The 22,208-nt window shown below is 64.0% G+C and carries 26 protein-coding genes; 13 read left to right on the forward strand and 13 right to left on the reverse strand.

Features of this window, described 5'->3' with window-relative positions:
- Positions 1 to 3 precede the first annotated feature (3 nt).
- The 7 genes from flhA to ACZ5YV_RS08720 form a co-directional block, all read right to left on the reverse strand.
- The gene (flhA, locus tag ACZ5YV_RS08690; protein WP_464787274.1) at positions 4 to 2,124 is read right to left on the reverse strand and encodes a flagellar biosynthesis protein FlhA; all 2,121 of its coding nucleotides are present in this window, start codon (positions 2,122 to 2,124) and stop codon (positions 4 to 6) included.
- A 9-nt stretch (positions 2,125 to 2,133) separates the two neighbouring features.
- Positions 2,134 to 2,955, reverse strand: a complete 822-nt coding sequence (locus tag ACZ5YV_RS08695) for a lytic transglycosylase domain-containing protein (RefSeq protein ID WP_464787275.1) — start codon at positions 2,953 to 2,955, stop codon at positions 2,134 to 2,136.
- Between the two features lie 164 nt (positions 2,956 to 3,119).
- Positions 3,120 to 3,428 (reverse strand): hypothetical protein, encoded by a 309-nt coding sequence (locus tag ACZ5YV_RS08700; RefSeq protein ID WP_464787276.1) that lies wholly within the window; start codon positions 3,426 to 3,428, stop codon positions 3,120 to 3,122.
- A gap of 8 nt (positions 3,429 to 3,436) precedes the next feature.
- The gene (flgM, locus tag ACZ5YV_RS08705; RefSeq protein ID WP_464787277.1) at positions 3,437 to 3,715 is read right to left on the reverse strand and encodes a flagellar biosynthesis anti-sigma factor FlgM; all 279 of its coding nucleotides are present in this window, start codon (positions 3,713 to 3,715) and stop codon (positions 3,437 to 3,439) included.
- A gap of 46 nt (positions 3,716 to 3,761) precedes the next feature.
- Positions 3,762 to 4,289: a flagella basal body P-ring formation protein FlgA gene (locus ACZ5YV_RS08710; RefSeq protein ID WP_464789181.1), complete on the reverse strand. Its 528-nt coding sequence runs from the start codon at positions 4,287 to 4,289 to the stop codon at positions 3,762 to 3,764.
- Between the two features lie 92 nt (positions 4,290 to 4,381).
- The gene (locus tag ACZ5YV_RS08715) at positions 4,382 to 4,873 is read right to left on the reverse strand and encodes a flagellar motor protein MotB (RefSeq protein WP_464787278.1); all 492 of its coding nucleotides are present in this window, start codon (positions 4,871 to 4,873) and stop codon (positions 4,382 to 4,384) included.
- Positions 4,873 to 5,541, reverse strand: coding sequence for a MotA/TolQ/ExbB proton channel family protein (locus ACZ5YV_RS08720; RefSeq protein WP_464787279.1), 669 nt, complete (start codon positions 5,539 to 5,541; stop codon positions 4,873 to 4,875). Before ACZ5YV_RS08720 ends, ACZ5YV_RS08715 begins: the two co-directional genes overlap by 1 nt.
- A gap of 261 nt (positions 5,542 to 5,802) precedes the next feature.
- Here ACZ5YV_RS08720 and flgB point away from each other — a divergent pair, with 261 nt between their 5' ends.
- The 13 genes from flgB (at position 5,803) to ACZ5YV_RS08785 (ending at position 16,310) form a co-directional block, all read left to right on the forward strand.
- The gene (gene flgB, locus ACZ5YV_RS08725; protein WP_464787280.1) at positions 5,803 to 6,174 is read left to right on the forward strand and encodes a flagellar basal body rod protein FlgB; all 372 of its coding nucleotides are present in this window, start codon (positions 5,803 to 5,805) and stop codon (positions 6,172 to 6,174) included.
- A 2-nt stretch (positions 6,175 to 6,176) separates the two neighbouring features.
- A complete protein-coding gene (flgC, locus tag ACZ5YV_RS08730; RefSeq protein WP_449473860.1) occupies positions 6,177 to 6,587 on the forward strand; it encodes a flagellar basal body rod protein FlgC in 411 nt (136 codons plus the stop codon).
- Positions 6,584 to 7,243 (forward strand): flagellar hook assembly protein FlgD, encoded by a 660-nt coding sequence (locus tag ACZ5YV_RS08735; RefSeq protein WP_464787281.1) that lies wholly within the window; start codon positions 6,584 to 6,586, stop codon positions 7,241 to 7,243. Before flgC ends, ACZ5YV_RS08735 begins: the two co-directional genes overlap by 4 nt.
- Positions 7,244 to 7,282: 39 nt before the next feature.
- Positions 7,283 to 8,146 (forward strand): flagellar hook-basal body complex protein, encoded by an 864-nt coding sequence (locus tag ACZ5YV_RS08740; RefSeq protein WP_464787282.1) that lies wholly within the window; start codon positions 7,283 to 7,285, stop codon positions 8,144 to 8,146.
- Positions 8,147 to 8,260: 114 nt separating this feature from the next.
- A complete protein-coding gene (locus ACZ5YV_RS08745; protein ID WP_464787283.1) occupies positions 8,261 to 9,004 on the forward strand; it encodes a flagellar basal body rod protein FlgF in 744 nt (247 codons plus the stop codon).
- A 57-nt stretch (positions 9,005 to 9,061) separates the two neighbouring features.
- Positions 9,062 to 9,850, forward strand: a complete 789-nt coding sequence (gene flgG / locus ACZ5YV_RS08750) for a flagellar basal-body rod protein FlgG (RefSeq protein WP_449473868.1) — start codon at positions 9,062 to 9,064, stop codon at positions 9,848 to 9,850.
- 8 nt (positions 9,851 to 9,858) lie between these two features.
- Entirely contained in the window at positions 9,859 to 10,536 is a 678-nt protein-coding gene (locus ACZ5YV_RS08755) for a flagellar basal body L-ring protein FlgH (protein WP_464789182.1), read from the forward strand.
- A gap of 17 nt (positions 10,537 to 10,553) precedes the next feature.
- Positions 10,554 to 11,654, forward strand: coding sequence for a flagellar basal body P-ring protein FlgI (locus tag ACZ5YV_RS08760; RefSeq protein WP_464787284.1), 1,101 nt, complete (start codon positions 10,554 to 10,556; stop codon positions 11,652 to 11,654).
- Positions 11,654 to 11,965, forward strand: coding sequence for a rod-binding protein (locus ACZ5YV_RS08765; RefSeq protein ID WP_464787285.1), 312 nt, complete (start codon positions 11,654 to 11,656; stop codon positions 11,963 to 11,965). Before ACZ5YV_RS08760 ends, ACZ5YV_RS08765 begins: the two co-directional genes overlap by 1 nt.
- A complete protein-coding gene (flgK, locus tag ACZ5YV_RS08770) occupies positions 11,962 to 13,296 on the forward strand; it encodes a flagellar hook-associated protein FlgK (protein ID WP_464787286.1) in 1,335 nt (444 codons plus the stop codon). The genes ACZ5YV_RS08765 and flgK overlap by 4 nt, the downstream gene beginning before the upstream one ends.
- Positions 13,297 to 13,308: 12 nt before the next feature.
- Positions 13,309 to 14,154, forward strand: a complete 846-nt coding sequence (locus ACZ5YV_RS08775; RefSeq protein ID WP_464787287.1) for a flagellin — start codon at positions 13,309 to 13,311, stop codon at positions 14,152 to 14,154.
- A gap of 236 nt (positions 14,155 to 14,390) precedes the next feature.
- Positions 14,391 to 15,254, forward strand: a complete 864-nt coding sequence (gene motA, locus ACZ5YV_RS08780; protein WP_464787288.1) for a flagellar motor stator protein MotA — start codon at positions 14,391 to 14,393, stop codon at positions 15,252 to 15,254.
- A 3-nt stretch (positions 15,255 to 15,257) separates the two neighbouring features.
- Entirely contained in the window at positions 15,258 to 16,310 is a 1,053-nt protein-coding gene (locus ACZ5YV_RS08785) for a flagellar motor protein MotB (protein WP_464787289.1), read from the forward strand.
- Between the two features lie 171 nt (positions 16,311 to 16,481).
- Here the strand turns inward: ACZ5YV_RS08785 and ACZ5YV_RS08790 are convergent, their stop codons facing one another.
- The 6 genes from ACZ5YV_RS08790 to ACZ5YV_RS08815 form a co-directional block, all read right to left on the reverse strand.
- Positions 16,482 to 17,828, reverse strand: coding sequence for a sensor histidine kinase (locus tag ACZ5YV_RS08790; RefSeq protein ID WP_464787290.1), 1,347 nt, complete (start codon positions 17,826 to 17,828; stop codon positions 16,482 to 16,484).
- Entirely contained in the window at positions 17,825 to 18,544 is a 720-nt protein-coding gene (locus ACZ5YV_RS08795) for a response regulator (RefSeq protein ID WP_464787291.1), read from the reverse strand. Before ACZ5YV_RS08795 ends, ACZ5YV_RS08790 begins: the two co-directional genes overlap by 4 nt.
- 68 nt (positions 18,545 to 18,612) lie before the next feature.
- A complete protein-coding gene (locus ACZ5YV_RS08800) occupies positions 18,613 to 19,254 on the reverse strand; it encodes an EF-hand domain-containing protein (protein ID WP_464787292.1) in 642 nt (213 codons plus the stop codon).
- Between the two features lie 236 nt (positions 19,255 to 19,490).
- Positions 19,491 to 20,708 carry an argininosuccinate synthase gene (locus tag ACZ5YV_RS08805; RefSeq protein ID WP_464787293.1) on the reverse strand — a complete coding sequence of 406 codons (1,218 nt, stop codon included), beginning with the start codon at positions 20,706 to 20,708 and terminating at the stop codon, positions 19,491 to 19,493.
- Positions 20,709 to 20,874: 166 nt separating this feature from the next.
- On the reverse strand, positions 20,875 to 21,834 hold the full coding sequence (locus ACZ5YV_RS08810; RefSeq protein ID WP_464787294.1) for an LPXTG cell wall anchor domain-containing protein: 960 nt from the start codon (positions 21,832 to 21,834) through the stop codon (positions 20,875 to 20,877).
- A 167-nt stretch (positions 21,835 to 22,001) separates the two neighbouring features.
- Positions 22,002 to 22,196 carry a DUF4169 family protein gene (locus ACZ5YV_RS08815; RefSeq protein ID WP_464787295.1) on the reverse strand — a complete coding sequence of 65 codons (195 nt, stop codon included), beginning with the start codon at positions 22,194 to 22,196 and terminating at the stop codon, positions 22,002 to 22,004.
- Positions 22,197 to 22,208 lie beyond the last annotated feature (12 nt).

The following is a 22,208-nucleotide window of genomic DNA, read 5'->3' on the forward strand; positions in this document are numbered from 1 at the left end:
CCTTTAGGCCACGCGTTCGCGTGCAGGCAGCGGATCGTGGCGCGGCGCGGGCCGCTGATCGCCGCCGACGACGGCGACGACTTCCACGCCCTTCCCATCCGGAATTTCCAGGAAGGACAGCACCGGCGTTTCGGGCAGATGCGGCTTGAACAGGCGGGCCAGCGCACGGCGGGCGACCGGCGAGGTGACGATGGCGAAGTTGCGCGCCTGCCCCATGATGGGCCGTGCCGCTTGCACCACCGCCTCGATAATGCGGTTGGCGAGCGCGGGTTCGATCGGATGCTTGGCATCGCCCGCAACGCGCATCGCTTGGGCAAGCAGTGCTTCCAGATCGCCGTCCAGCGTGATGACCGGCAGCGGCATCTTCACGGGCACAAGGCCCTGTATGATGAGCGCGCCAATACGCTGACGGACGGCTTCGACCAGTTGCTCATGGCTCATGTCGGGCCGTGCGGCATCGACCATCGCCTCGCAGATGCGGCGGAAGTCCTTGAGCGCGATCCCTTCGGACAGCAGCGCACGGCAGAGCGCCGAAATCTGCGTAAGGCTTAGCGTGCCGGGGGTCAGGCCATCGACCAGCTGCGGCGCGGCGTCCTTCAGATTGTCGAGCAGCTTGCGCGCTTCGTCCAGGCCGAACATCTCAGCTGCATTCATGGCGATCAGCTGGTTGAGGTGCGTCGCGACGACCGTCGGCGGATCGACAACCGTATAGCCGCAGACCACCGCTTCGCTGCGCTTGGCGGCAGAAATCCACACCGCGTCCAGACCGAAGGTCGGATCCTTGGCTTCGCGGCCGGACACCACGCCTTCCAGCGCGCCACTGTCGAGCGCCAGCAGATCCTCGGGGAAGATTTCGTCCTCGCCAACAACGACGCCAGCGATGGTGATGCGATATTGATTAGGCTCCAGCGCCAGATTGTCCTTCACGCGGACCATCGGCACGACGAACCCCAGCTCCTTCGACAACTGGCGACGGATGCCGGTGATGCGGGCCATCAGCGGCGCGCCCTTGCGCTCATCGACCAGCGAAATGAGGCCATAGCCGATTTCGAGGCCGAGGATCGCGCCGTCGGACACATCATTCCATTCGATCAGCGCCGGGTTGGCCGGTTCCGGCATGGGCGCGGGCTCTGCCGCCTTCGCCTTCGCGGTCTTGCGCAAGTGCCAGGCGATATAGCCCGCGATCGCTGCGGCGGGCAGGATGATCATGTGCGGCATGCCGGGCAGGATGCCGAGGAAAGTCAGGATCGCGGCGACCGGCGCCCAAGCCTTGCTCGATCCGAACTGGCCGGTGATCTGGTCGGATAGCTCCTGCTCGCTGCCGACGCGCGTCACAATGGCGGCGGCGGCGATGGAGAGCAAAAGCGCCGGAACCTGCGCCACCAGAGCGTCGCCGATGGCAAGGACGATATAGGTCTGCGCGGCCTCGCCCATCGACAGGCCATGGCTGACCACGCCCAGGATGATGCCGCCGACGATGTTGATCGCCAGGATCAGGATGCCCGCAACCGCGTCACCCTTCACGAACTTGGACGCACCGTCCATCGAACCGTAGAAATCCGCTTCGGTCGCGACTTCGCGACGGCGGACCTTGGCTTCTTCAGGCGTCAGCAGACCCGCGTTGAGGTCGGCGTCGATCGCCATCTGCTTGCCCGGCAGGGCGTCCAGGGTGAAACGCGCGCTGACTTCCGACACGCGGCCTGCGCCCTTGGTGATGACGACCAGATTGATGATCATCAGGATCGCGAAGACGAAGATGCCGACGACATAGTCGCCGCCGATCAAGAAGTGGCCGAAAGCCTCGATGACATGCCCCGCGGCGTCCGATCCTTCATGCCCCTGCACCAGCACCACACGGGTCGAGGCGACGTTCAGCGCGAGGCGCAACAATGTCGCGAACAGCAGCACCGTCGGAAAGCTGGAAAAGTCGAGCGGCTTGGCGGCGTTCAGCGCCACCATCAGCACCGCAAGACTGATCATGATATTGGTGATGAAGCCAACGTCCAGCATGAACGCGGGCACCGGCACCATCATGAACAGCACGACCATCAGCGTCGCGATGGGCAGCACGGCTCCCTTGGCGGCGCTCATCCAGATCTTCGCTTTGACTTGGGCAGGAGTCATGAGTGGCCGTTACCTTCCGAGGGTGGCGAGCATGAGATAGGCGAGACGCGCGGTTTCCGGCTGCGGCTTGATGCTGACATCGGTCGCATTGGCGAGGCGCTGGGTTTCGATCCGCACATAATCGGCGGGCTGCACCGTCTTTGCCCCATCGGGCAGCGAGGCGGCGGCATATTGGATGGGGCCGGTGTCGATCGAATCGACGCCGCGCTGAAGCTTCGACGCGAACCGATCGCGTATTTCCGCAAAGCTGCGCGGACTGCCGGAGCGATCGTAGAAGATGGAGCGGTTCGCGCGTGCAGCCGCCGGGAACATCGACGCGGCAGTCGCATTGGGCGCGCGATCGTGAACGGACAGGAACTTGCTCGCGCCACCGACGCCCAGGAAATGGGCAAGGTAAAGATCGACCGGCTCGGCTTCCCGGCCAAGCCGCTGTTCCAGATAGGCTTTGTTGTCGGCGGCATGCTGCGCGGCCATGACGGACGCGGTTTCAGGATGGTTGCGCAGGTCCAGTATCTGCTGCCGCATGTTCGGATCAGCGACATAATAGCGGCCATTCTGGCCCCGGCTGATCATGTCGGCTGCCCAGCCCAGCCCATATTCGCTGCCATGCTTGTCGACGACGGCGAGCCAGCTCTGATCGACAAATTGATACAGACCCCGCGCCGACGAAGTGCTCGCCCGCGCCGTGGGATTAAGGCTGCTTTCAATCTTGGCCTGGCCCAACAGATAGGCGAAGTCCACGCCCGTCCTGCGGCTCGCCATGGCGATCGCGTTCGTCACGCGGTTGCCGGTCGAAGCGCCTGTCGCTGATATGTCTGCAAAAGCCGACAAATGAAAAATCCCCGTTGGTACCGGGGACCATTAGAGCAAGGGTTATGCCAAGATTTGGTTAACGCGCGCTCCATAAATATTGATGGCGTGTTCAGCATGCAAAGAAAAAGGCGCCACATGGGCGCCCTGTTTCTTGCTAATCTTACTCCTGCGAAGGCTGGAATCTACCGCCCGTAAACCAAAGGCGCCTGCGTCGATCCATGCGCCGCCAGCAACGACAACCGCTGCCCCGCATGATCGGTCAACACATTGATTCGCACCCGCGCCGCTTCAATCATCGGCAGCAGCGCTGTAACCTTTTCACGAATCGCCTCGTCCGCGCGCCATGCGCCGATCGCGCGCACTGCGGCGGCGCTCTTGCTTACATGAGATGCGGCGGCATCGATTGCCGCCACGTCGGTGCCATCAAGCGCCGCGCGCAGCTCATCAAAAGCGGAGAAGAGGTCATCCAGCGCTGCAAGCCCGAGCGGCATCGGCAATCTTACCCGTTAACCGGCAGGTCGAGCGCGAGCATCTTGTCAGCGATCGCAGCCGCATCGACCGGATAATTGCCCGACGCAATGGCCGCCTTGATCGCGGCGACGCGGTCCATATCGACCGGCGCACCTTCCGCAGCCATGCGCGCAGCCGGGCTGGCCGATGCTGAAAAGGATGACACGTTTGACGACCCCTTGTCGGAAGCGCTGCGCGCCTTGCCGCTGTCCCGCAAGCGGGAAGCCTCTATGGCGGCGCTCATATTCTGGCCGACAGATTTGATCATGGCTTACAATCCTTCACTCGTCCCGCCCTATCTATAACGGCCGGGTTCAAAAATCATTAAATCCCGGAATGCGCACCGTGCCCATTTCCACGACCTGCGCCAATACGGGCGCTGCTTTCTTGTCCTCCCGCACGCGGATGGTGTCACCCACGGCGCCATCTTCATCCGCAATCATCACGCGCGACACGCTGAAACTCGCATTGCCAGCGATCAGCTGGACGGGGTCGCCGCGCTTTACCACCATGTCGCGCTGCGCCGGGCGAGCAGCCGCCGCGCCATAGCGGGCGACCGGCGCCACAGTAGCAGCACCAGCGCCACCGCCGCTCAGCGGCACGCGTATGCGCCAGCCAAGGGAGTCGCACTTCACGATCGCCGCGCCGAAAGTCGGCCCTTCGACGCTGGGCGTCACCGGGCAAGCCGCCAACCGCAGCCGCCGATCGACCGGCGCTACAGGTCCGCCCGGTTCGCCGATATTGGCGCCCACGGTCATCGCGACCAGCCCGTCCAGGCGATCGAGATTCTCGAATTTCTGCTGCGCCAGCGCGGGCTGAGCAGCCGCTGCGGCCAGCGCCATGGCGGCAATGAAGGGCAGCTTGTTCACAGCATATCTCCGGATGCAGGCAGATTCATGCCACGCATTAAGCATCCGACATGGCTAACAAGTCGTTAACGCCGCCCGGCGGCTTCACCGATGCGGATCACCTGCCCCTTGCCCGTGCCGCCATCCATCTGATCAAGGCCCCGAATGCGCAGCCGATCGTCGGCCAGCCCCTGCGCCTTCAACTCCCGCGCCACCGCGCCCAGTCGTGCCGCAGCCAGATCCCATGGGTCGAACCGCCGCCGCGCTGGGTCAGTGCCCAAACTGCTGATGTCGATCCTGCCCGTTCCTCGCCGCAAACCAGCGCCGACCCTGGCGACCACCGCCCTGCCCCGATCGGACAACAAGGCCTCATCCGGCAGGAAAAGCTCCGCCGCGCGCAGCTCCATGTCCTTGGCCACGGCCCGCCCGCCAAATTGCTGCCGTACCTGCGCCAGCATGGCGTCGCGCTTCTGCCCGCTCGCCTGAAGCAAGATGAAGAAGCCGAGCAGCAGCAAGAGCAGGTCGGCGAAACTGACCGCCCACCGATTACGCCGGGCCTGAGATGCGGCAGCGGTCATTATGCAACCTCGCGGATGGACGCCCGCAGCGTCGTCACATTTTCGCGCCGGGCGATGGCGACCATGCGGGTGACCGCTTCCTTCTGCCATGCCAGTTCACGCTCCGACAAGTCGGCAAGACGGCTCGCTATGGGAGCGGCAATGACATTGGCGATCACCACGCCATACAGCGTCGTAAGCAGCGCCAGCGCCATGGACGGACCCAACTTTGCCGGATCATCCATCGCCGCGAACATGCCGATCAGGCCCAATATCGTGCCCGCCATGCCAAGCGCAGGAGCGGTGTCCGCGATCGACAGCCAGACGTTACGCGCACCAGCATGCCTGCGCGCCCGGTCGGCCAGTGCCTGTGCTGCCCAGATCTCGAACTGCTCGGTCTTTTCGCTGTTGGCAAGCCGCCGCGCGGCTTCAGCGAGGAAGGGATTGGCCGTCTTCACCCGGTCGGTGCAGGCAAGGCCGCGCAGTTGCGCGACCTGATCGATCTTCAGCAATGCCGCGCGGGCCGTCGCCTGATCCTTGTCCGGATCGGCGCGCAGCAGCGGCACCAATGCCGCGCACCCCCGCCCGATCGCCGGGCCGCCATTCTGGAACAGCGCCACCGCGCCCACGCCCGCGATCATGATTGCCAGCGTCAGGGGATCGAAGAGTTGCGCGAAAATCCCGATCATCAACAAATCCCCCAATCACCCGGATCACCAGCGGCAAAGCCTTGCCCAGGACCGGCAAAATCTTGCCGCCCCTGCCGCCGCCTTCATCCAAACCCAAGGATTTCCGCCGTTTCAGCACATGCCGATGCGTCACCCACGCAAATTGGCACGGCTCTTGCGAATACCCGTTCGGATCACCCGTGGTTCACGCCATCAGGCTTCAGAACGGCGCACGGTCCACAACTTTTAGGCCCCCCGGGGCAAAAAGACGGAAAGACGGAAATGTCGCTCGAAGACGGATTGTTCGGAGTACATGGAAAGGCGCTGGCGCTTCGCTCGCAACGCCTGTCCCTGCTTGCATCCAACATCGCGAACGCCTCGACCCCCGGGTACAAGGCGCGCGACATCGACTTCGACGCCGCGCTCAAGGAAGCAACGACGCGCCAGCAGGGCAGCTCGATCGCCGACGTGTCCGAGGCCGTTGACGACAGCATGGGCTATCGCGTGCCGCTGCAACCCAGCCTCGACGGCAACACCGTCGAACTCAGCACCGAACAGACGCTGTTTGCCGAAAACGCCGTCAAATATCGCACGACCCTCTCCTTCCTTGAGGGCCGCATCAACACCATCACTCGCGCCTTGAAGGGAGAATGAGCATGAGCGGTTCTGGCCCCATGAACGTCTTCGACATCGCCGGCCGCGCCATGAGCGCGCAGTTGGTGCGATTGAACGCCACCGCTTCCAACATGGCCAATGCGGGCAATGTCACCGGCAGCGAGGCGTCCGCCTATCGCGCCATCAAGCCCGTTTTCGAATCGGTCACCGACAAACCCGGCGTGTCCACGGTCAAGGTCGCCAGCGTCCTTACCACCGACGCCAAGCCGACCAAACGCCACGACCCCAATCACCCGCTCGCCGACAAGAATGGCGACGTCTGGGAATCGGCCGTGGATAGCAGCGCGGAGCTGGTCGACATGATCGAGACCGCCCGCATGTACCAGAACAATGTGCAGGTGCTGAACACCGCCAAATCCCTCATGCTCGAAACCATAAGGATCGGCAAATGAGCACGACCTCAACCGTCACCGACAGCGCAGGCCTTACCGCCTATAATCCGTACAAGAATGTCGGCACCGGCAAGGCGGAAATGGGCCAGGCGGATTTCCTGCGCCTGCTCACCGCGCAGATGCAGACGCAGGACCCGTTCGCGCCGATGGATAACGCACAGATGGTGGCCCAAATGGCGACCATCACCAACTCCAGCGGCATCGCGGAAATGAACCAGACGCTGAAGGGTCTGGCCTCGCAGTTGACCGGCTCGCGCCTGGGCGATGCCGCCAGCTGGATCGGCAAGTCGATGCTGGTGCAAAGCAACATTGTCGCCCCTGATGCCGCTGGCCAGTATATCGGCCAGGTCACGTTCGCCGACGCCACCAGCGGCGCAAGCGTCGATCTGATGGACGGCAACGGCAATGTCGTGAAGACCATCGACCTTGGCAACCGATCCGCAGGCGACGTCAACTTCTACTGGGACGGCAAGGACGAAGCCGGAAACAGGGTCGCCACCGACGCGCTCAAGATCCGCGTCAACGGCGCAACGCCTTCCCGTGTCGCCAGCTGGGCCACCATCGCCGCCGTCCAGTCACCCGCCGACGGCAGCGCATCCAAACTCATCACCGCATTGGGCAGCTACAGCCCGTCAGACGCCATTTCACTCTCCTAACCTCATCACCCAAATCCTTTTCACCCAAGGAGTAACGCCATGTCCTTCTACATCTCACTTTCCGGCCTGAAGGCCGCACAGACCGATCTGGCCACCATCGCCAACAATGTGTCGAACGTGAATTCCACCGCCTTCAAGAAGAGCAAGGCCGTGTTCGGTGACATCTTCGCCGCCGCCCCGATGCAGACGACCACGCAGGTCGCTGGTCAGGGCGCGCGCGTGCAGGGCATCACCCAGCAGTTCACTCAAGGGACGATCGAAGGCACCGACAAGACGCTGGACCTCGCCATCACTGGCGAAGGCTTCTTCACCGTCAAGCGCACCGGCGACAGCCAAGTCAGCTTCACGCGTAACGGCGCCCTGTCGCTGACGGAGGACCGCTTCGTCGTCGACACGACCGGCGCCCGCGTGCAGGTGATCCCCGTTGACCCTGCCACTGGCCAGCCCAGCGCCGCGATCGCCGCTGGCCTTGCCGCCGGCACGCTGACCTCCGCTGACCTTGCCGATCTTCAGGTTCCCACCAACTGGCCCGCTGGCGGCACCGGTAATCAGCTGAACAGCGTCGGCGTAGGCAAGGACGGGCAAATCTCCGGCGTCTATGCCGATGGTTCGACCGTCTATCTCGGCACCACCGCCATGGCGGCTTTCAACAGCCAGGACGGCCTGCGCCAGCAGGGCGACGCGCACTGGACCTCCACCTCGGCCAGCGGCGCGCCGCGCTTCGGCACCGGCAACAGCGGCCTTTATGGCTCGGTTCGCTCGGGCGCCCTCGAACGCGCCAACGTGGACATCACGGAAGAACTGGTCGCCCTGATCTCGGCCCAGCGCAACTTCCAGGCGAACTCGAAGGCGATCGAAGCGGCCAACACGCTCTCGACCACCATCGTCAACATGCGCACCTGATAGCGGATAGGGATTTGTGCTCCTGCGAAGGCAGGAGCCCAGTCCCAACGCTCGATCTAGGCTCCTGCCTTCGCAGGAGCACGCTGCGACTTACCACGGACAGGAACCCTTCCCATGGACCGGCTCGTCAACACGGCACTCACCGCAATGCGCGGCGCGATGGCGCGGCAGGCGTCGATCTCCAACAATCTCGCGAACGTCAACACGGTTGGCTTCCGCGCGGAGATCGCCAATGCCGAGACGCGCTGGATCAAGGGCGATGGTTTCGACACACGGGCGCAAGCATCCGAACAGGTGATCGCGTCCGACATGGCGCAGGGCGCGGTCGTCGAAACCGGAAATCCGCTGGACGTGGCCATGAACGGCGATGCACTGCTCGCCGTTCAGGCCTCGGACGGCAGCGAAGCTTATACGCGCCGCGGCGACCTTAAACTCTCCGACAGCGGCCTCCTCACGACCGGCGACGGCTTGCCCGTCCTCGGCGAAGGCGGCCCTATCACCTTGCCGCAGATGGACAGCGTCTCCATCTCACAGGACGGCAGCATCTGGGGCGTTCCCCAGGGCGGCGACCCGGCCAACCCGCAGCGCGTCGATGGGCTGAAGCTCGTCCGTGCGGTAGGCTCCAGCATCGCCAAGGGCACGGACGGTCTGTTCCGCGAAACCAACGGCGGTGCCCTGCCGCAAGACCCCCTCGCGACCGTCACGGGTGGTTCGATCGAAGGCTCCAACGTCAACGCAACCTCCGCGCTCGTCGATATGATCGAAGCGAGCCGGGCGTGGGAAACGCAGGTGAAGCTGATCGACACGGCCAAGCAGCTGGATGACGGCGGCGCGTCTCTCATGCGACTTGATGGTTAATTTGGCACGAACCTTGCTTTTCGCTGTGCAAGCCTGACGGCATCACGGAGTTAGACTATGACCAACGCAGCCCTTCACGTCGCCCGCACCGGCCTCGACGCGCAGAATACGAAGATGCGCGTGATCGCCAACAACCTGGCGAACGTCAACACGACCGCCTTCAAGCGCGACCGTGCCGATTTCGAAACCCTCGCCTACCAGCAGATGGTCGCGGCAGGCGCCAATTCGGACAGCGAAAACAAGTTCGCCACCGGCCTCAATCTGGGTTCGGGTGTCGCGATGCAGGGCACCAGCAAGATCAACACGCAGGGCACGCTGCAGCAGACCGGCAACGCGCTCGACATGGCGATCGAAGGCTCCGGCTTCTTCCAGGTCCAGCGCCCGGACGGCACCACCGCCTACACCCGCGCGGGCAATTTCAGCACCACGGCCGAAGGCGCGATCGTCACCAGCGACGGCCTGCCCCTCATCCCGCAGATCACCGTGCCCCAAGGCGCGACCGGCATCACCATCGGCAATGACGGCACCGTGACCGCGACGCTTCAGGGCCAGACCGAACCGACCCAGCTTGGTCAGGTGGAGCTTGCCAGCTTCATGAACCCGGCGGGCCTTCAGCCCATCGGCGGCAACCTGCTGACCGAAAGCGCCGCCAGCGGGACCCCGCAGGTCGGCGTCGCTGGCCTCGACGGTCGCGGCATGATCCGCTCGGGCAATCTCGAAACCTCGAACGTCAATGTGGTCGAAGAACTGGTCGACATGATCGAAACGCAGCGCGCCTATGAGGTGAACAGCAAGATGATCAAGGCGACGGACGAAATGCTCCAGTACGTCAATCAGCAGCTGTGAGCCGAATGATGCGCCTCGCTTCCTCCTCGATCCTCGCGCTGTCACTGGTGGCCCTCACCGCCACCCCGGCAATGGCCGGCAAAAAGCGCGATGCCGAGCGGCAATTTTTTGCCCCCACCATCGTTGCCGCCCCTGCCGCCCCTGTGGCGAACGGCTCGATCTTTCAGGCATCGATGGGCTACACCCCGCTTACCAGCGGCGCGCGGGCGCAGAGCGTCGGCGACATCATCACCATCGTGCTGGTCGAACGCACGCAGGCGACCAAGACCAATTCGGCCGATACCAGCCGCAGCGGCAGCATCGGCCTGACGCCGCCCAGCACGGGCCTGTTCTCGAAGCTCTTCTCGCCCAGCGACGTCGCCGCCAGCGGCGATCAGGGCTTCACCGGCAAGGGCAACGCGACGCAGTCGAACGCCCTCAACGGCGAAATCACCGTGACGATCGCGGCGGTCTATCCCAACGGCACGATGCTGGTGAAGGGCGAAAAGGCGCTGACGCTCAATCGCGGCGACGAGTATATCCAGATCAGCGGCCTTGTTCGCCAGGCGGACATCACCCCTGACAACCGCATCGCATCGACCCGCGTCGCCGACGCCAAGATCATCTACACCGGCAAGGGCGAAATCGCCCGCGCAAGCCGCCAGGGCTGGCTGCAGCGCTTCTTCTCGATGATCAGCCCCTTCTGATGGAGACCGGCCGAGCCATGACCCGCCTGTTCCGCTTTCTGCTTGCCGCTCTCGCACTGGCTGCGGCGCCCGCTGCCCATGCCGAACGGATCAAGGACCTGGGCACCTTTCAGGGCGTCCGCCCCAACCAGCTGACCGGCTACGGCATCGTCGTCGGCCTCGCTGGCACGGGCGACGACAGCCTCGATTATGCGACGCAGGGCGTGAAGGGCATGGTCTCGCGCTTCGGCCTCACATTGCCGCAGGGCATCAACCCCGCGCTCAAGAATGCCGCCGCCGTGCTGGTGACAGCCGATCTCCCCGCCTTCGCCAAGCCCGGCCAGCGCCTCGACGTCACCGTCTCGGCACTCGGCAAGGCCAAGTCGCTGCGCGGCGGGACGCTGATCATGACGCCCCTGCGCGGTGCGGATAACGAAATCTACGCCATGTCGCAGGGCAATCTGGCGGTGGGCGGCCTTGGCGTATCGGGTGCGGACGGCAGCCAGGTCTCGGTCAACATTCCCTCGGCGGGCCGCATTCCCGGCGGGGCGACGGTCGAGCGCGCGGTCGCCACCGGTTTCGACACCGCGCCGACCCTCACCTTCAACCTCGCCGAAGCCGACCTCACCACCGCATTGCGCGTAGCGGATGGCATCAACCGCACCTTCGGCGACCAGCGCGCGCGCGCCACCGACGCGGTTTCGGTGAACATCGACGCCGCGCCCGGCGCGACCGACCGCATCATGATGATGGGCATGATCGAGAATATCGAGATCAAGCCCGCCGATGCCCCCGCAAAGGTCATCGTCAATGCCCGCACTGGCACGGTCGTCATCAACGGCGCGGTCAGGATTCATCCGGCCGCCGTTGCGCACGGAAAACTCACCGTCAGCGTCAACGAAAGCCCCCGCATCGTCCAGCCCGCCCCCTTCTCGCAAGGGCGCACCGCCTTGGAGCCTTCCAGCTCGATTTCGATCGATCAGGAAAAGAAACCAATGATTAATTTTAAAGGTGGAGCATCGCTGGCCGATATAGTGAAGGCGGTGAATGCCATTGGAGCCTCTCCCGCAGACATGGTCGCGATCCTCGAAGCCTTGAAACAGGCGGGCGCGATGAAGGCTGAACTGGTGGTGTTGTGATGCAGATAAACTCGATTTCCACGGGGGTTCAGCCCAGCGCATCGCCCGAAAAGGCGCAGCTGGAGAAGACCGCCAAGCAGTTCGAGGCCATCTTCCTGCGCCAGATGATCGGCACCATGCGTCAGTCGGGCGGCGGCGAAGGCATCTTCGATTCAAGCGCCACCGAACAGTTTCGCGACATGTCGGACGCCCGCACCGCCGATACGATGGCGGAAAAGGGCGCGCTCGGCATCGCGGAGATGCTGCTGCGCCAATATGAAGCCCGCCAGCCGGTCGCGCCTGCCGCCACCGCGCAGGATAAGGGCGAATGAGCGACCTCTTCATCATCGGGGCTTCGGGCACCAAGGCCTATCGCCAGGCGATGGCCGCGATCTCGGAAAATATCGCGAACGCCAGCACCGAAGGCTATTCGCGTCGTTCGCTGACGACCGTCGAGTCCGGCTCGTCCACCGCGACGATGGCGACCTACATCGCCCGCGCCAATTTCGGCGGCACCGAAGTGGCGGGCGTCGCCCGCGCGGCCGATCCCTATCTTGATGCCGCCGTCCGCTCCAGCGGCATGGCGCTCAGCAATTCCACCGCCCGGCTGCGCTGGATGAGCGATATGGAAGGCGCGCTCAACGACACGGACACCGGCATCGGCAAGCTGATGACCGGCATGTTCCAGAATATCGACAAGCTCGCCGCCAGCCCCAGCGACCGATCGCTGCGCGTCACGACGCTCGACAGCATCAATCGTGTCGCCGAAGCGTTTCAGCGCACCTCGGCCGACCTCTCGCAGGTATCCAGTGGCATCGCCACCGAAGCGACCGCGTCCGTCGAAACCATCAACCGATCGCTGTCCCAGCTGGCGGGCATCAACAACAGCCTGCTGCGCGCGCAGCCCGGCACGTCAGCCTATGCGCAGCTACTCGACGGCCGCGACGCGGCGTTGAACACGCTGTCGGCCAATCTGAATGTCGATATCAGCTTCGGCGCGCATGACGTGGCAACGGTCAATTATAATGGCACCACGATCGTGCAGGGCGACAACGCAACGACGCTGGCACTGACCGTCAATGCCAACGGCACGCTGGCGCTCGCCACCGCTGGCGGCACGGCGCTGACCGCACCCTCCAACGGGACGCTGGGCGGCCTCTTTTCCTCGGCTGACATAACGACGCAGCGCCGCACCAGCCTGGACACGCTGGCGCAGCAGTTCGTGACGAACATGAACGCCTGGCACGCGCAGGGCCGTACCGACGCGAATGTGGCAGGCGCCGCGCTCCTCTCCGGTACGACGGCGGCGACCGTCACCGCGCTGATCACCGATCCTGCGGCGCTGGCGACCAAATCCACGGACGGAAGGCTCAACGGCAACCTGCTGGACGCGGGCACCGTCCTGCGCGGCAATGGCAGCGTCGAACAAGGCTGGACATCGATCATCGCGACGCAGGCGAACCTGCTCGCGTCCATCAAAGCCGAACAAACGACCGCGCAGGGCCGCAGCGACCAGGCGATCGCCGCACGCGAAGCGGTCAGCGGCGTCGATCTCGACATGGAAGCGGCGGAACTTCTGCGTTTGCAGCAGGCCTATTCCGGCTCGGCGAAAATCCTTCAGATCGCGAAGGAAACCGTCGATGCCATTCTGCAGATCATCTGAAAGGGCTGACCCATGGTAGGCATCACCAACAAGACGCTGATCGCCGAAATCCGCCGTCAGCAGCAGCTATCGCAGGGCATCATCGAAGGGCAGACCGCCATTTCGACCGGGATCACGTTGACCAAGCCATCGGACAATGCGCTGGCCTGGGTTCAGGTGTCGGAAATCGGTAAGGCGCAGGCGCAGCAATCATCCTGGCAGGCCAATGTCAGCTATGGTCAGGGCCGCGCAGCCAACGCCGAATCGAATCTCGAAGAGATCAACACCCTCCTCATCAGCGCGCAGGAACTGGTGACCTCCGCCCGCAACGGATCGCTCAACGATGCGCAACGCACCGCGATCTACGAAGATGTGAAGGGCATTCGCGAAGCTATCGGTTCGCTGCTTAATCAGACCGACTATCAGGGCGTGCCGGTATTCGACGATACGCAGAGCGTATTGGTTCCAGTGAGCCGGGGGCTCAATCTGGCAGTGGTCGGCACCCGGCAGGAGGTTTCGGAAGGAATCGACGTCGGCGGAACGCCCATGACGCTGGACGGCATATTGGCCCAGGCGCTCACCGCCTTGCAGGGCGGCACAGACGCTGACCTCCAATCGGCGCTGACCGCGATCAAGGCGGGACAAAGCCACATCACGATCGAACAGGCCAAGCAAGGCGTCCGTAGCGACCGGCTGGACGTGACCGGCAACCGGCTGACCAGCGTCGATCTGGACCTGAAGGAACGCCGTCAGGGCCTCGAATCGACCGACCTGTCCGAAGTCATCTCGTCGGTGAAGAGCAAGCTGCTCCAGCTCGAAGCCGCGCAATCGGCCTTCGCACGCATCAATCAGCAGACGCTGTTCGACCTGATCCGCTAAGCGTCAACACCGCCCTCCCCTGTTCGTCATCCCAGCGAAAGCTGGGATCTCAGGAGAGGGCGCGCAACCCGGCCCGAGATCCCAGCTTCCGTTGGGACGACGATAAGAAACCGAAACGGCAGAAAAAACCTCCCATCCTAAACCTCCCGCTAACCATTGGGCGTTTAACCATCTGACGAAAGCGCATCTTGCGTCGTCGGGTGAAAGCCCGGCGGGCAGAATTTTCAGGGGTACTCATGTTCGCAATCATTGGCCTGGTCGTGCTGCTCGCCATGGTATTTGGCGGCTTCATCTTCACGGGCGGCGACATCGGTCCCGTTCTCCACGCCCTGCCCCATGAAATGCTCATAATCGGCGGCGCCGCTGTCGGCGCGCTGATCATCGGCAATTCGGGCGCGGACCTGAAGGCGCTGGGCGGCGGCGTTGGCAAGGTGTTCAAAGGCCCCAAATATAAGAAGCAGGATTTTCTCGACTGCATCTTCCTCGTCTCGCGCCTGATGAAGACGCTGCGCGTCGAAGGCCCCGTGGCGCTGGAGCCGCATATCGAGGACCCCGCCAGCTCGACGATCTTCTCCGAATATCCCCGCCTGATGGCCGATAAGACGCTGATCCACCTGATGAGCGATACGCTGCGTCTGGTGGTCGTCTCGTCAGGCACGCTCGATCCGCATGCGGTCGAAGAGGTCATGGATAATGCCCTCAAGACGCATCATCATGAAGCGTTGAAGCCCGCCGACAATCTTCAGGGCCTGGCCGACGCCCTCCCCGCCCTCGGCATCGTCGCGGCGGTTCTGGGCGTCGTAAAGACCATGGGATCGATCGACCAGCCCCCGGCAATCCTGGGCGGCATGATCGGTTCTGCGCTCGTCGGAACCTTCCTTGGCGTGTTGCTCGCCTATGGCATGGTCGGTCCCTTCGCCAATCGCTGCCGCGCGGTGATCGAGGCGGACGGCGCCATGTACCATGTGGTAAAGCAGATCATCATCGCCTCGCTCCACGGCCATCCCCAGCCGCTCGTCATCGAAGCGGCCCGCTCCAGCCTGACCCATGCGAACCAGCCGGCCTTCGCCGAAGTGTTCGACGGCATGCGGGGCAAATAAGCCATGGCCGAAAAGAAGCGCGGCGGAAACGAACCCGAACCCCGGCCGATCATCGTCAAGAAGATCATCGTCGATGGCCATGGCGGTCATCATGGCGGTGCGTGGAAGGTCGCCTATGCCGACTTCGTGACGGCGATGATGGCGTTTTTCCTGCTGATGTGGCTGCTCGGCGCAACCACCGAAAAGCAGCGCAAGGGCCTTGCCGATTATTTCACCCCGACGCTGGTCGAACTGAAAATGTCCTCGGCCGGGTCAAGCGGCCTGTTCGGCGGCGATAGCATGGTGAGCAAGGAAAATTATCCCACGACCGGCGGTCAGGGCAACCTTGCCATCACCATCCCGCGCGACGCGACCGGCACGAAGGATCAGGGCGGCAAAGCCACCCGCGCCGCCGACCGCGCCAAGTTCGAAGCGGTGAAGAAAGAACTGGAAGCCCGCATGTCCCGCAAGAAGGGCATGGACAAGCTGCGCCGCAACGTCCGCTTCACCGAAACCCGCGAGGGGCTGCGCATCGACCTCATCGACGAATCCAATTTCGCGATGTTCGCCATGGGCACCGACCGCCTGCTGCCACAGGCCCGCGACCTGGTGAGCGAAGTCGCTGGCGTCGTACGCGGCATGCCCAATCCGCTGATCGTGCGCGGTCATACCGACGGCCTGCCCTACAGTTCGGGCCAGAGCATGAACAACTGGATGCTCTCCTCCGCCCGCGCCGAAGCCACGCGCAAGACGCTGGCGGCCAGCGGCATCGGCAACGACCGCTTCGCCCGCATCGAAGGCGTCGCCGACCGCGAACCCTTCGCCAAGGGCAATGTCTACGACCCGCGCAACCGCCGCATGTCGATCATCCTGGGCTGGACCCGTGGCAGCGACAGCAGCGACGATCAGGGACAGGACGAGGAAACCAAGGCCGCCATCAAGGAACGCGACAACCCGGCACGGATAGCGCGCGAAGAGGTGACCAGGATCGACATGGGCGGCACCGGATTGCCTAGCGGGGTGCAGTTGCTCAACCCAACAGCGCCGGGCACGTCGAGCAAACCGGGCAAGCACTGATCGACTGGATTGCGAATCTGCTCCCCTCCCGCAGGCGGGAGGGGTTGGGGGGTGGGCCAGCGCAACGCCGGACTTGTTCTTAACGGCTAACCCGGAAGCTCGCTGCGCTCACGCCCACCCCTAGCCCCTCCCGCCTACGGGAGGGGAATTTGTATCTGCCACCATCCCCGCTCAAACCGGCAACACCAAACTCGCCTCCAGCCCGCCACCAGTCCGGTTCACCAGCCTCAGCGCGCCTCCATGCTCCGCCATGATCGCGCGCACCAGCGCCAGTCCCAGCCCAGCCCCGCCAGTCTCCCGGTTCCGCGACCCTTCCAGCCGGGTGAAGGGCTCCATCATCTCCTCCATCCGATCTTCGCTGATACCCGGCCCATCATCCGCCACGACCAGCCGGATCGCGCCAGCCTCGCGCACCACGGACACATGCGCCCGCTCGCCATAGACGATCGCATTCTCGATCAAATTGCGCAGCGCCCGCCTGATCTGCTGCGGCCTGACCGAAGCCACCGCCCGCACACTATCCGCCATCTCCGCAGGCGATCCCAGCTCAATGAAATCCTCCACGACAGCATCAGCCAGCGCGGAAAGATCAACCTTCTGCGCCGCCTCGGTGCTCCGCCCGGCCCGCGCCAGCGACAGAATATCCTCCAGCATCCGATTCATCTCATCGATCGTCTGCGACATGCGCGCCCGCTCGCCCTCATCCTCCACCGACTCCGCCCGCACCCGGAGCGACGCCAGCGGCGTCCGCAAATCATGGCCGATCGCGCCCAGCATCCGGTCCTTTTCATCCAGCATCGCAAAGATGCGGCCGCGCATCGCGTTGAATGCGGTGGTCAGCTCCCGCACATCCCCCGGCCCGCGCTCCTCCACGGCATCGGCCGATCCCGTACGCGCGAACTGCTGCGCCGACCGCGTCAACTGCCCCAAAGGCCGCGCCAGCCGTCGCCCGACCCACAGCAGCGGCAACAGCACGATCACATAAAGGATCAGCGTCTGCCAGGCGAGCCAGCCGCCAAAGCGCGGCGCCCGGTTGCCCGCCCGCGTCTGGGTCACGACCCATTGTCCCGGCGCATATTCGGCCGCCATCGTCAGCCGCCCGCCCCGCCCCGCGCCACGCATGTCGCCCACGGCGCGCATCCTGATGCGGTCCATGCGGCGCATCGGCGCAGGCTGGTCCTGCTCGACCACCTGCACGGATCGCATGGGCAGCCCGACATCGGCGAACATCGCCAGCGCCCGCCGCTCGACCTCCGGCCGCCGCTCGCCCGTCAGCACAGGAGCCGCATCGAAGAAGCGCGCACGCGGCGGCCGGTTGCGCGCAGGCGGCTCGCCCCGGCTGTCCAGCGCATCGACGATGCGATAGACCCCCGGCGCCGTCTGCGCGGTCAGCGTCAACCGGTTGCGCTCCTGCAGCAGCAGCCCGAAGTTGATCGCCTGCGCCACGAACAGCGCGATCGCCACCAGGACGATGATCTGCCCGACCAGGCTCTGCGGCCAAAGGCGAAAGCGCCTCACAGCTTTCTCACGTCTGCGGACAATGTATAGCCGCCGCCCCACACCGTTTTGATCAGCGTCGGGTTCTTAGGGTCCGGCTCGATCTTCTTGCGGAGCCGACTGATCTGATTGTCTATCGCCCGGTCGAACGCATTGGCCTCGCGCCCCTGCGTGATGTCGAGCAGTTGGTCCCGGCTCAACACCTGATTGGGCCGCGTCGCAAAGGCCATCATCAGATTATATTCGGCCGTCGACAGCGGCAGCGCCACGCCTTCCTGATCCACCAGAACCCGCTCCTGCGACTTGAGCAGCCAGCCCGCAAAGGCATAGGTCGCCCCGTCGGGCGCGGTCACTCGCTGGCCGCCCGTCGCCACGCGGCGAAAGATCACCTTGATCCGCGCCACCAGTTCGCGCGGGGAAAAGGGCTTCAGCACATAATCATCCGCCCCCATCTCCAGCCCGACGATGCGGTCGGTCTCCTCCGACTTGGCGGTCAGCAGGATCACCGGAATCTCGCTCGTCTCGCGGATATGGCGGCATAGCGACAGCCCGTCCTCGCCGGGCATCATGATGTCCAGAATCACCAGGTCGATCGCATTGGCGTTGAGCCGCAGCCGCGCCTCCGCCGCACTTTCGACGGCGGTCACACGAAACCCGTTGCGCGACAAATATTGCGCAAGCGGCTCGCGGATCGAACGCTCGTCATCAACGAGCAGCAGATGGGGTTTTTCACTCATGGGGAATATCTGTCACGACTATCAGCAGCTTGGAAGGGTGAAGGACGCGCCCCACCCTTCCCGTATGATCAGTTCTTCGGCGCCGCGTCCACACCACGGCGGGCCTGCCAGGCTTCACGCATCGCCTGGCGCGCGGCCTTCATTTCATCCGCCGTTACAAAGCCGTCCTTGTTGCTATCGGCCTTGTCGAACATCGCCATCGGCCGGGCCATGAACTCGGCGCGGGTGAGGACGCCGTCCTTCATCGCCTCGCCCCGCATTCCGCCACGTCCATGGAACATCATGCCGCCGCCATGACCACCATGACCGCGCCCGCCAAAGCGGTGGCCTTCGCGCCCGTCCCGGCCCTCGCGGCCAAAGCGGTCCTGATGCCCGGCGGCAAATTCCGCCTTGCTGATCTGGCCATTGCGGTCGGTGTCCAACGCGGCAAAGCGCTGGTCAAGCCGCGCCTGACGGCGAATGTCGCGATCTTCCTTCGTCAACTTGCCGTCGCGATTGGCATCCATCTTGACGAAGCGCGCGTCGAGTGCGGCGGTCAACTCAGCCTTGCTGATCTTGCCGTCCTTGTTCGCGTCGGCCATCGCCATCATGCCGCCATGACGGCCACCGGGATCAGCATCGCCCGGCTGCGCCATCGCCAGATGCGACGCCGCGAGCCCGCCAACGAACAGCGATCCAACCGCGACCGTGCCCAAAAATTTGCGGATCATTTCCTGTCTTCCTTCCAAGAGGTGCCGAACGGCCATCGCCGTCCTTGGAACCGCTTATGAGGCAGACTTGTCCCGCAACCTTGTCATGTCACGGCCGAATTTGTCGCAATTTGTAATGAGGCTTCTCCCCTCCCCTTCAGGGGAGGGGCCGGGGGTGGGGGTTCCCCCACAAAACAGCATCTGAGGCACGCCCCCACCCCAACCCCTCCCCTCAAGGGGAGGGGCTATTAGCAGCATCAGCCGTCCCGCCGGCCCAACAACCGCAACCGAAGCGCATTCAGCTTGATAAAGCCCGCCGCATCCCGCTGGTCATAGGCGCCCGCATCATCCTCGAACGTCACCACCTTCTCGCTGTAGAGCGAATAAGGCGACTTGCGCCCAACGACCTGAACGCCGCCCTTGTACAGCTTCAGCCGAACCGTGCCCGTCACCTTCTCCTGGCTATGGTCGATCGCCGCCTGCAACATCTCGCGCTCAGGTGAGAACCAGAAGCCGTTGTAGATCAGCTCGGCATAGCGCGGCGCCAACTCATCCTTCAGATGCGCCGCGCCGCGATCCAGCGTCAGCTGCTCGATACCGCGATGCGCCAGATGATAGATGGTGCCGCCCGGCGTTTCATACATGCCGCGCGACTTCATGCCGACGAAGCGGTTTTCGACCAGATCGAGCCGGCCGATGCCATGCTTGCGGCCATATTCGTTCAACGTTTCCAGCAAAGTCGCAGGGCTCATGCCCACGCCATTGATCGCCACGCCGTCGCCACGTTCGAAATCGACCGTGATATATTCCGGCGCGTCGGGCGCGTCCTCCGGGTTCACCGTGCGCGAGAAGACATAGTCCGGCACTTCTTCCCACGGATCTTCCAGCACCTTGCCCTCGGACGAAGTGTGCAGCATGTTCGCATCGGTCGAAAACGGGCTTTCGCCACGCTTGTCGCGGGGGATCGGAATCTGATGCTGCTCGGCAAATTCGATCAGCTTGGTGCGGCTGGCAAGGTCCCACTCACGCCACGGCGCGATCACCTTGATGTCGGGTGACAACGCATAATAGCCCAGCTCGAAGCGCACCTGGTCATTGCCCTTGCCGGTCGCGCCATGGCTGACCGCATCCGCGCCCACCATCTTCGCGATCTCGATCTGCCGCTTGGCGATCAGCGGGCGGGCGATCGACGTGCCCAGCAGATAGAGCCCCTCATACATCGCGTTGCCGCGCATCATCGGGAAGACATAATCCTTCACGAACTCTTCGCGCAGGTCGTCGATGAAGATATGCTCATCCTTGACGCCCATCAGCTTGGCCTTCTGCCGCGCGGGCTCCAGCTCCTCGCCCTGACCCAGATCGGCGGTGAAGGTCACAACCTCACACTGATAGGTCTGCTGCAACCATTTCAGGATCACGCTGGTGTCGAGCCCTCCCGAGAAGGCCAGGACAATGCGGTTGATCTTATCGGACATGGGTGGAGCGACCTTCCTTCAAACTTGGCCTGCAAAACTGGCGCGAAATTACCGGCGCGCCGGTATCAGGGGTCGGCCCGAAGTGCAACCGAATCGACGTGCGCAGGTCATGCAAACGGGGCGGCACCGTGCGATGCCGCCCCTGTCTGGCTGATAGTCCGGTGACTTAGCGCGTTTGCGGCTTGAATGTCATCCGGCGACTCCGATCCGCGCCCATCCGATACACTGTCTGCACCTGCGGTTCGGCATGGATGGTCTGCGGCGGCACATGGGCAGGCGCATCGGTAAAGGATGCTCGTTCGCCCTTCTGCTGTTGCGCGAGCAGGAACCGCGCTCGGGCCAACCGCTTACGGTGCGTGCGGAAAGGATTCTCCGCGCTCGGGACGGCGGCGACCATCGCCTCCAGACTGGAGCCGTAAGCAGCCCCGGCCGCAAGGGGCGCGCGCATCGGCGCACGCTCAGCCACTGGCTCCACAAAGGCGGGCGCGACCGCGACAGGCGGTTCGACCATCGGAGTGACCGGGGCCGCAAGGACCTCCTCGTCAATCTCCGCAAAGTTACGGCGGCGCCGAACGGCGGCAGCCCCGCCCAGCCCCGCAAGCAGCAGCACGCCACCGCCCAAGGCCCACAGAAGCGATTCCTTTGTGCCAGTATCGGCAGCACCAACCTCACGCGCCTCAGCGGCAGGAGGTGTGGCGGGCGCAGCCTCGCTCACGACAGGCGGCGGAACAACGGCAGCTTCACGCTCAGGCGCCACCGCCGAAGGCCGCGCCTCCGCCCGTTCAACCGACTGCGAAGCAGCAGGCCGCTCAACTTGCGCCCGCGGTGCAGTTCGAACCGGCGTGGAAGCCACTCGCGCGCTCTGTCGGCTCGCCGCAGGCTTCACCGCCGGCTCGGCCTCCGATGCAGCCACCGCAGCATCCAGCCGTTCCTCAACCGAAGCGGTCGGCTGAACCATCGGCTGCGGGAGCGACGCAGCAGGCGCCACCACCGGCGGCGGCACGACAACAGGCGGCGAGACCGCGTCAGGAACAGTTTCCTGCGCAAAAGAACAGGTTGAACCAAGGGCCAGAACAGCGGCAATCGCGGCACCAGCCGGGCGAGCAGATTGAATATATCCTCTCATAGCCCAAGCTGAACCAACGAACTTTTCAATTGACCGCAGACATGGCCACAGATTCACGATGAGTTGATTTTCCCAAGAGACGAATTGTTGTAGACGCGAGAGAGATGAACATCCATTCATCTCATTATACCTAAAAAGTCGTAAGAAACTGCTTGTCGGCCTTAACTCTATTCAACCGGATCGACGTCACCGTCCCGCCGACTGCCGTCCAACAGCCGATCCTGCCGCGCCTCCTCAATCCGCCGCACCTCACGCTCAGCCTTGGTCTGGCCAAACTTCGCCCGATTTGCAGCGGCCACCTGCTCCTTATCCTTCCGCATCTTGGCCTTGCGCACCTGCCGCAGATTGATGATGTCCGCCATAGCTGCTCAAAA

This window comes from Sphingobium sp. TomTYG46 (assembly GCF_055396345.1).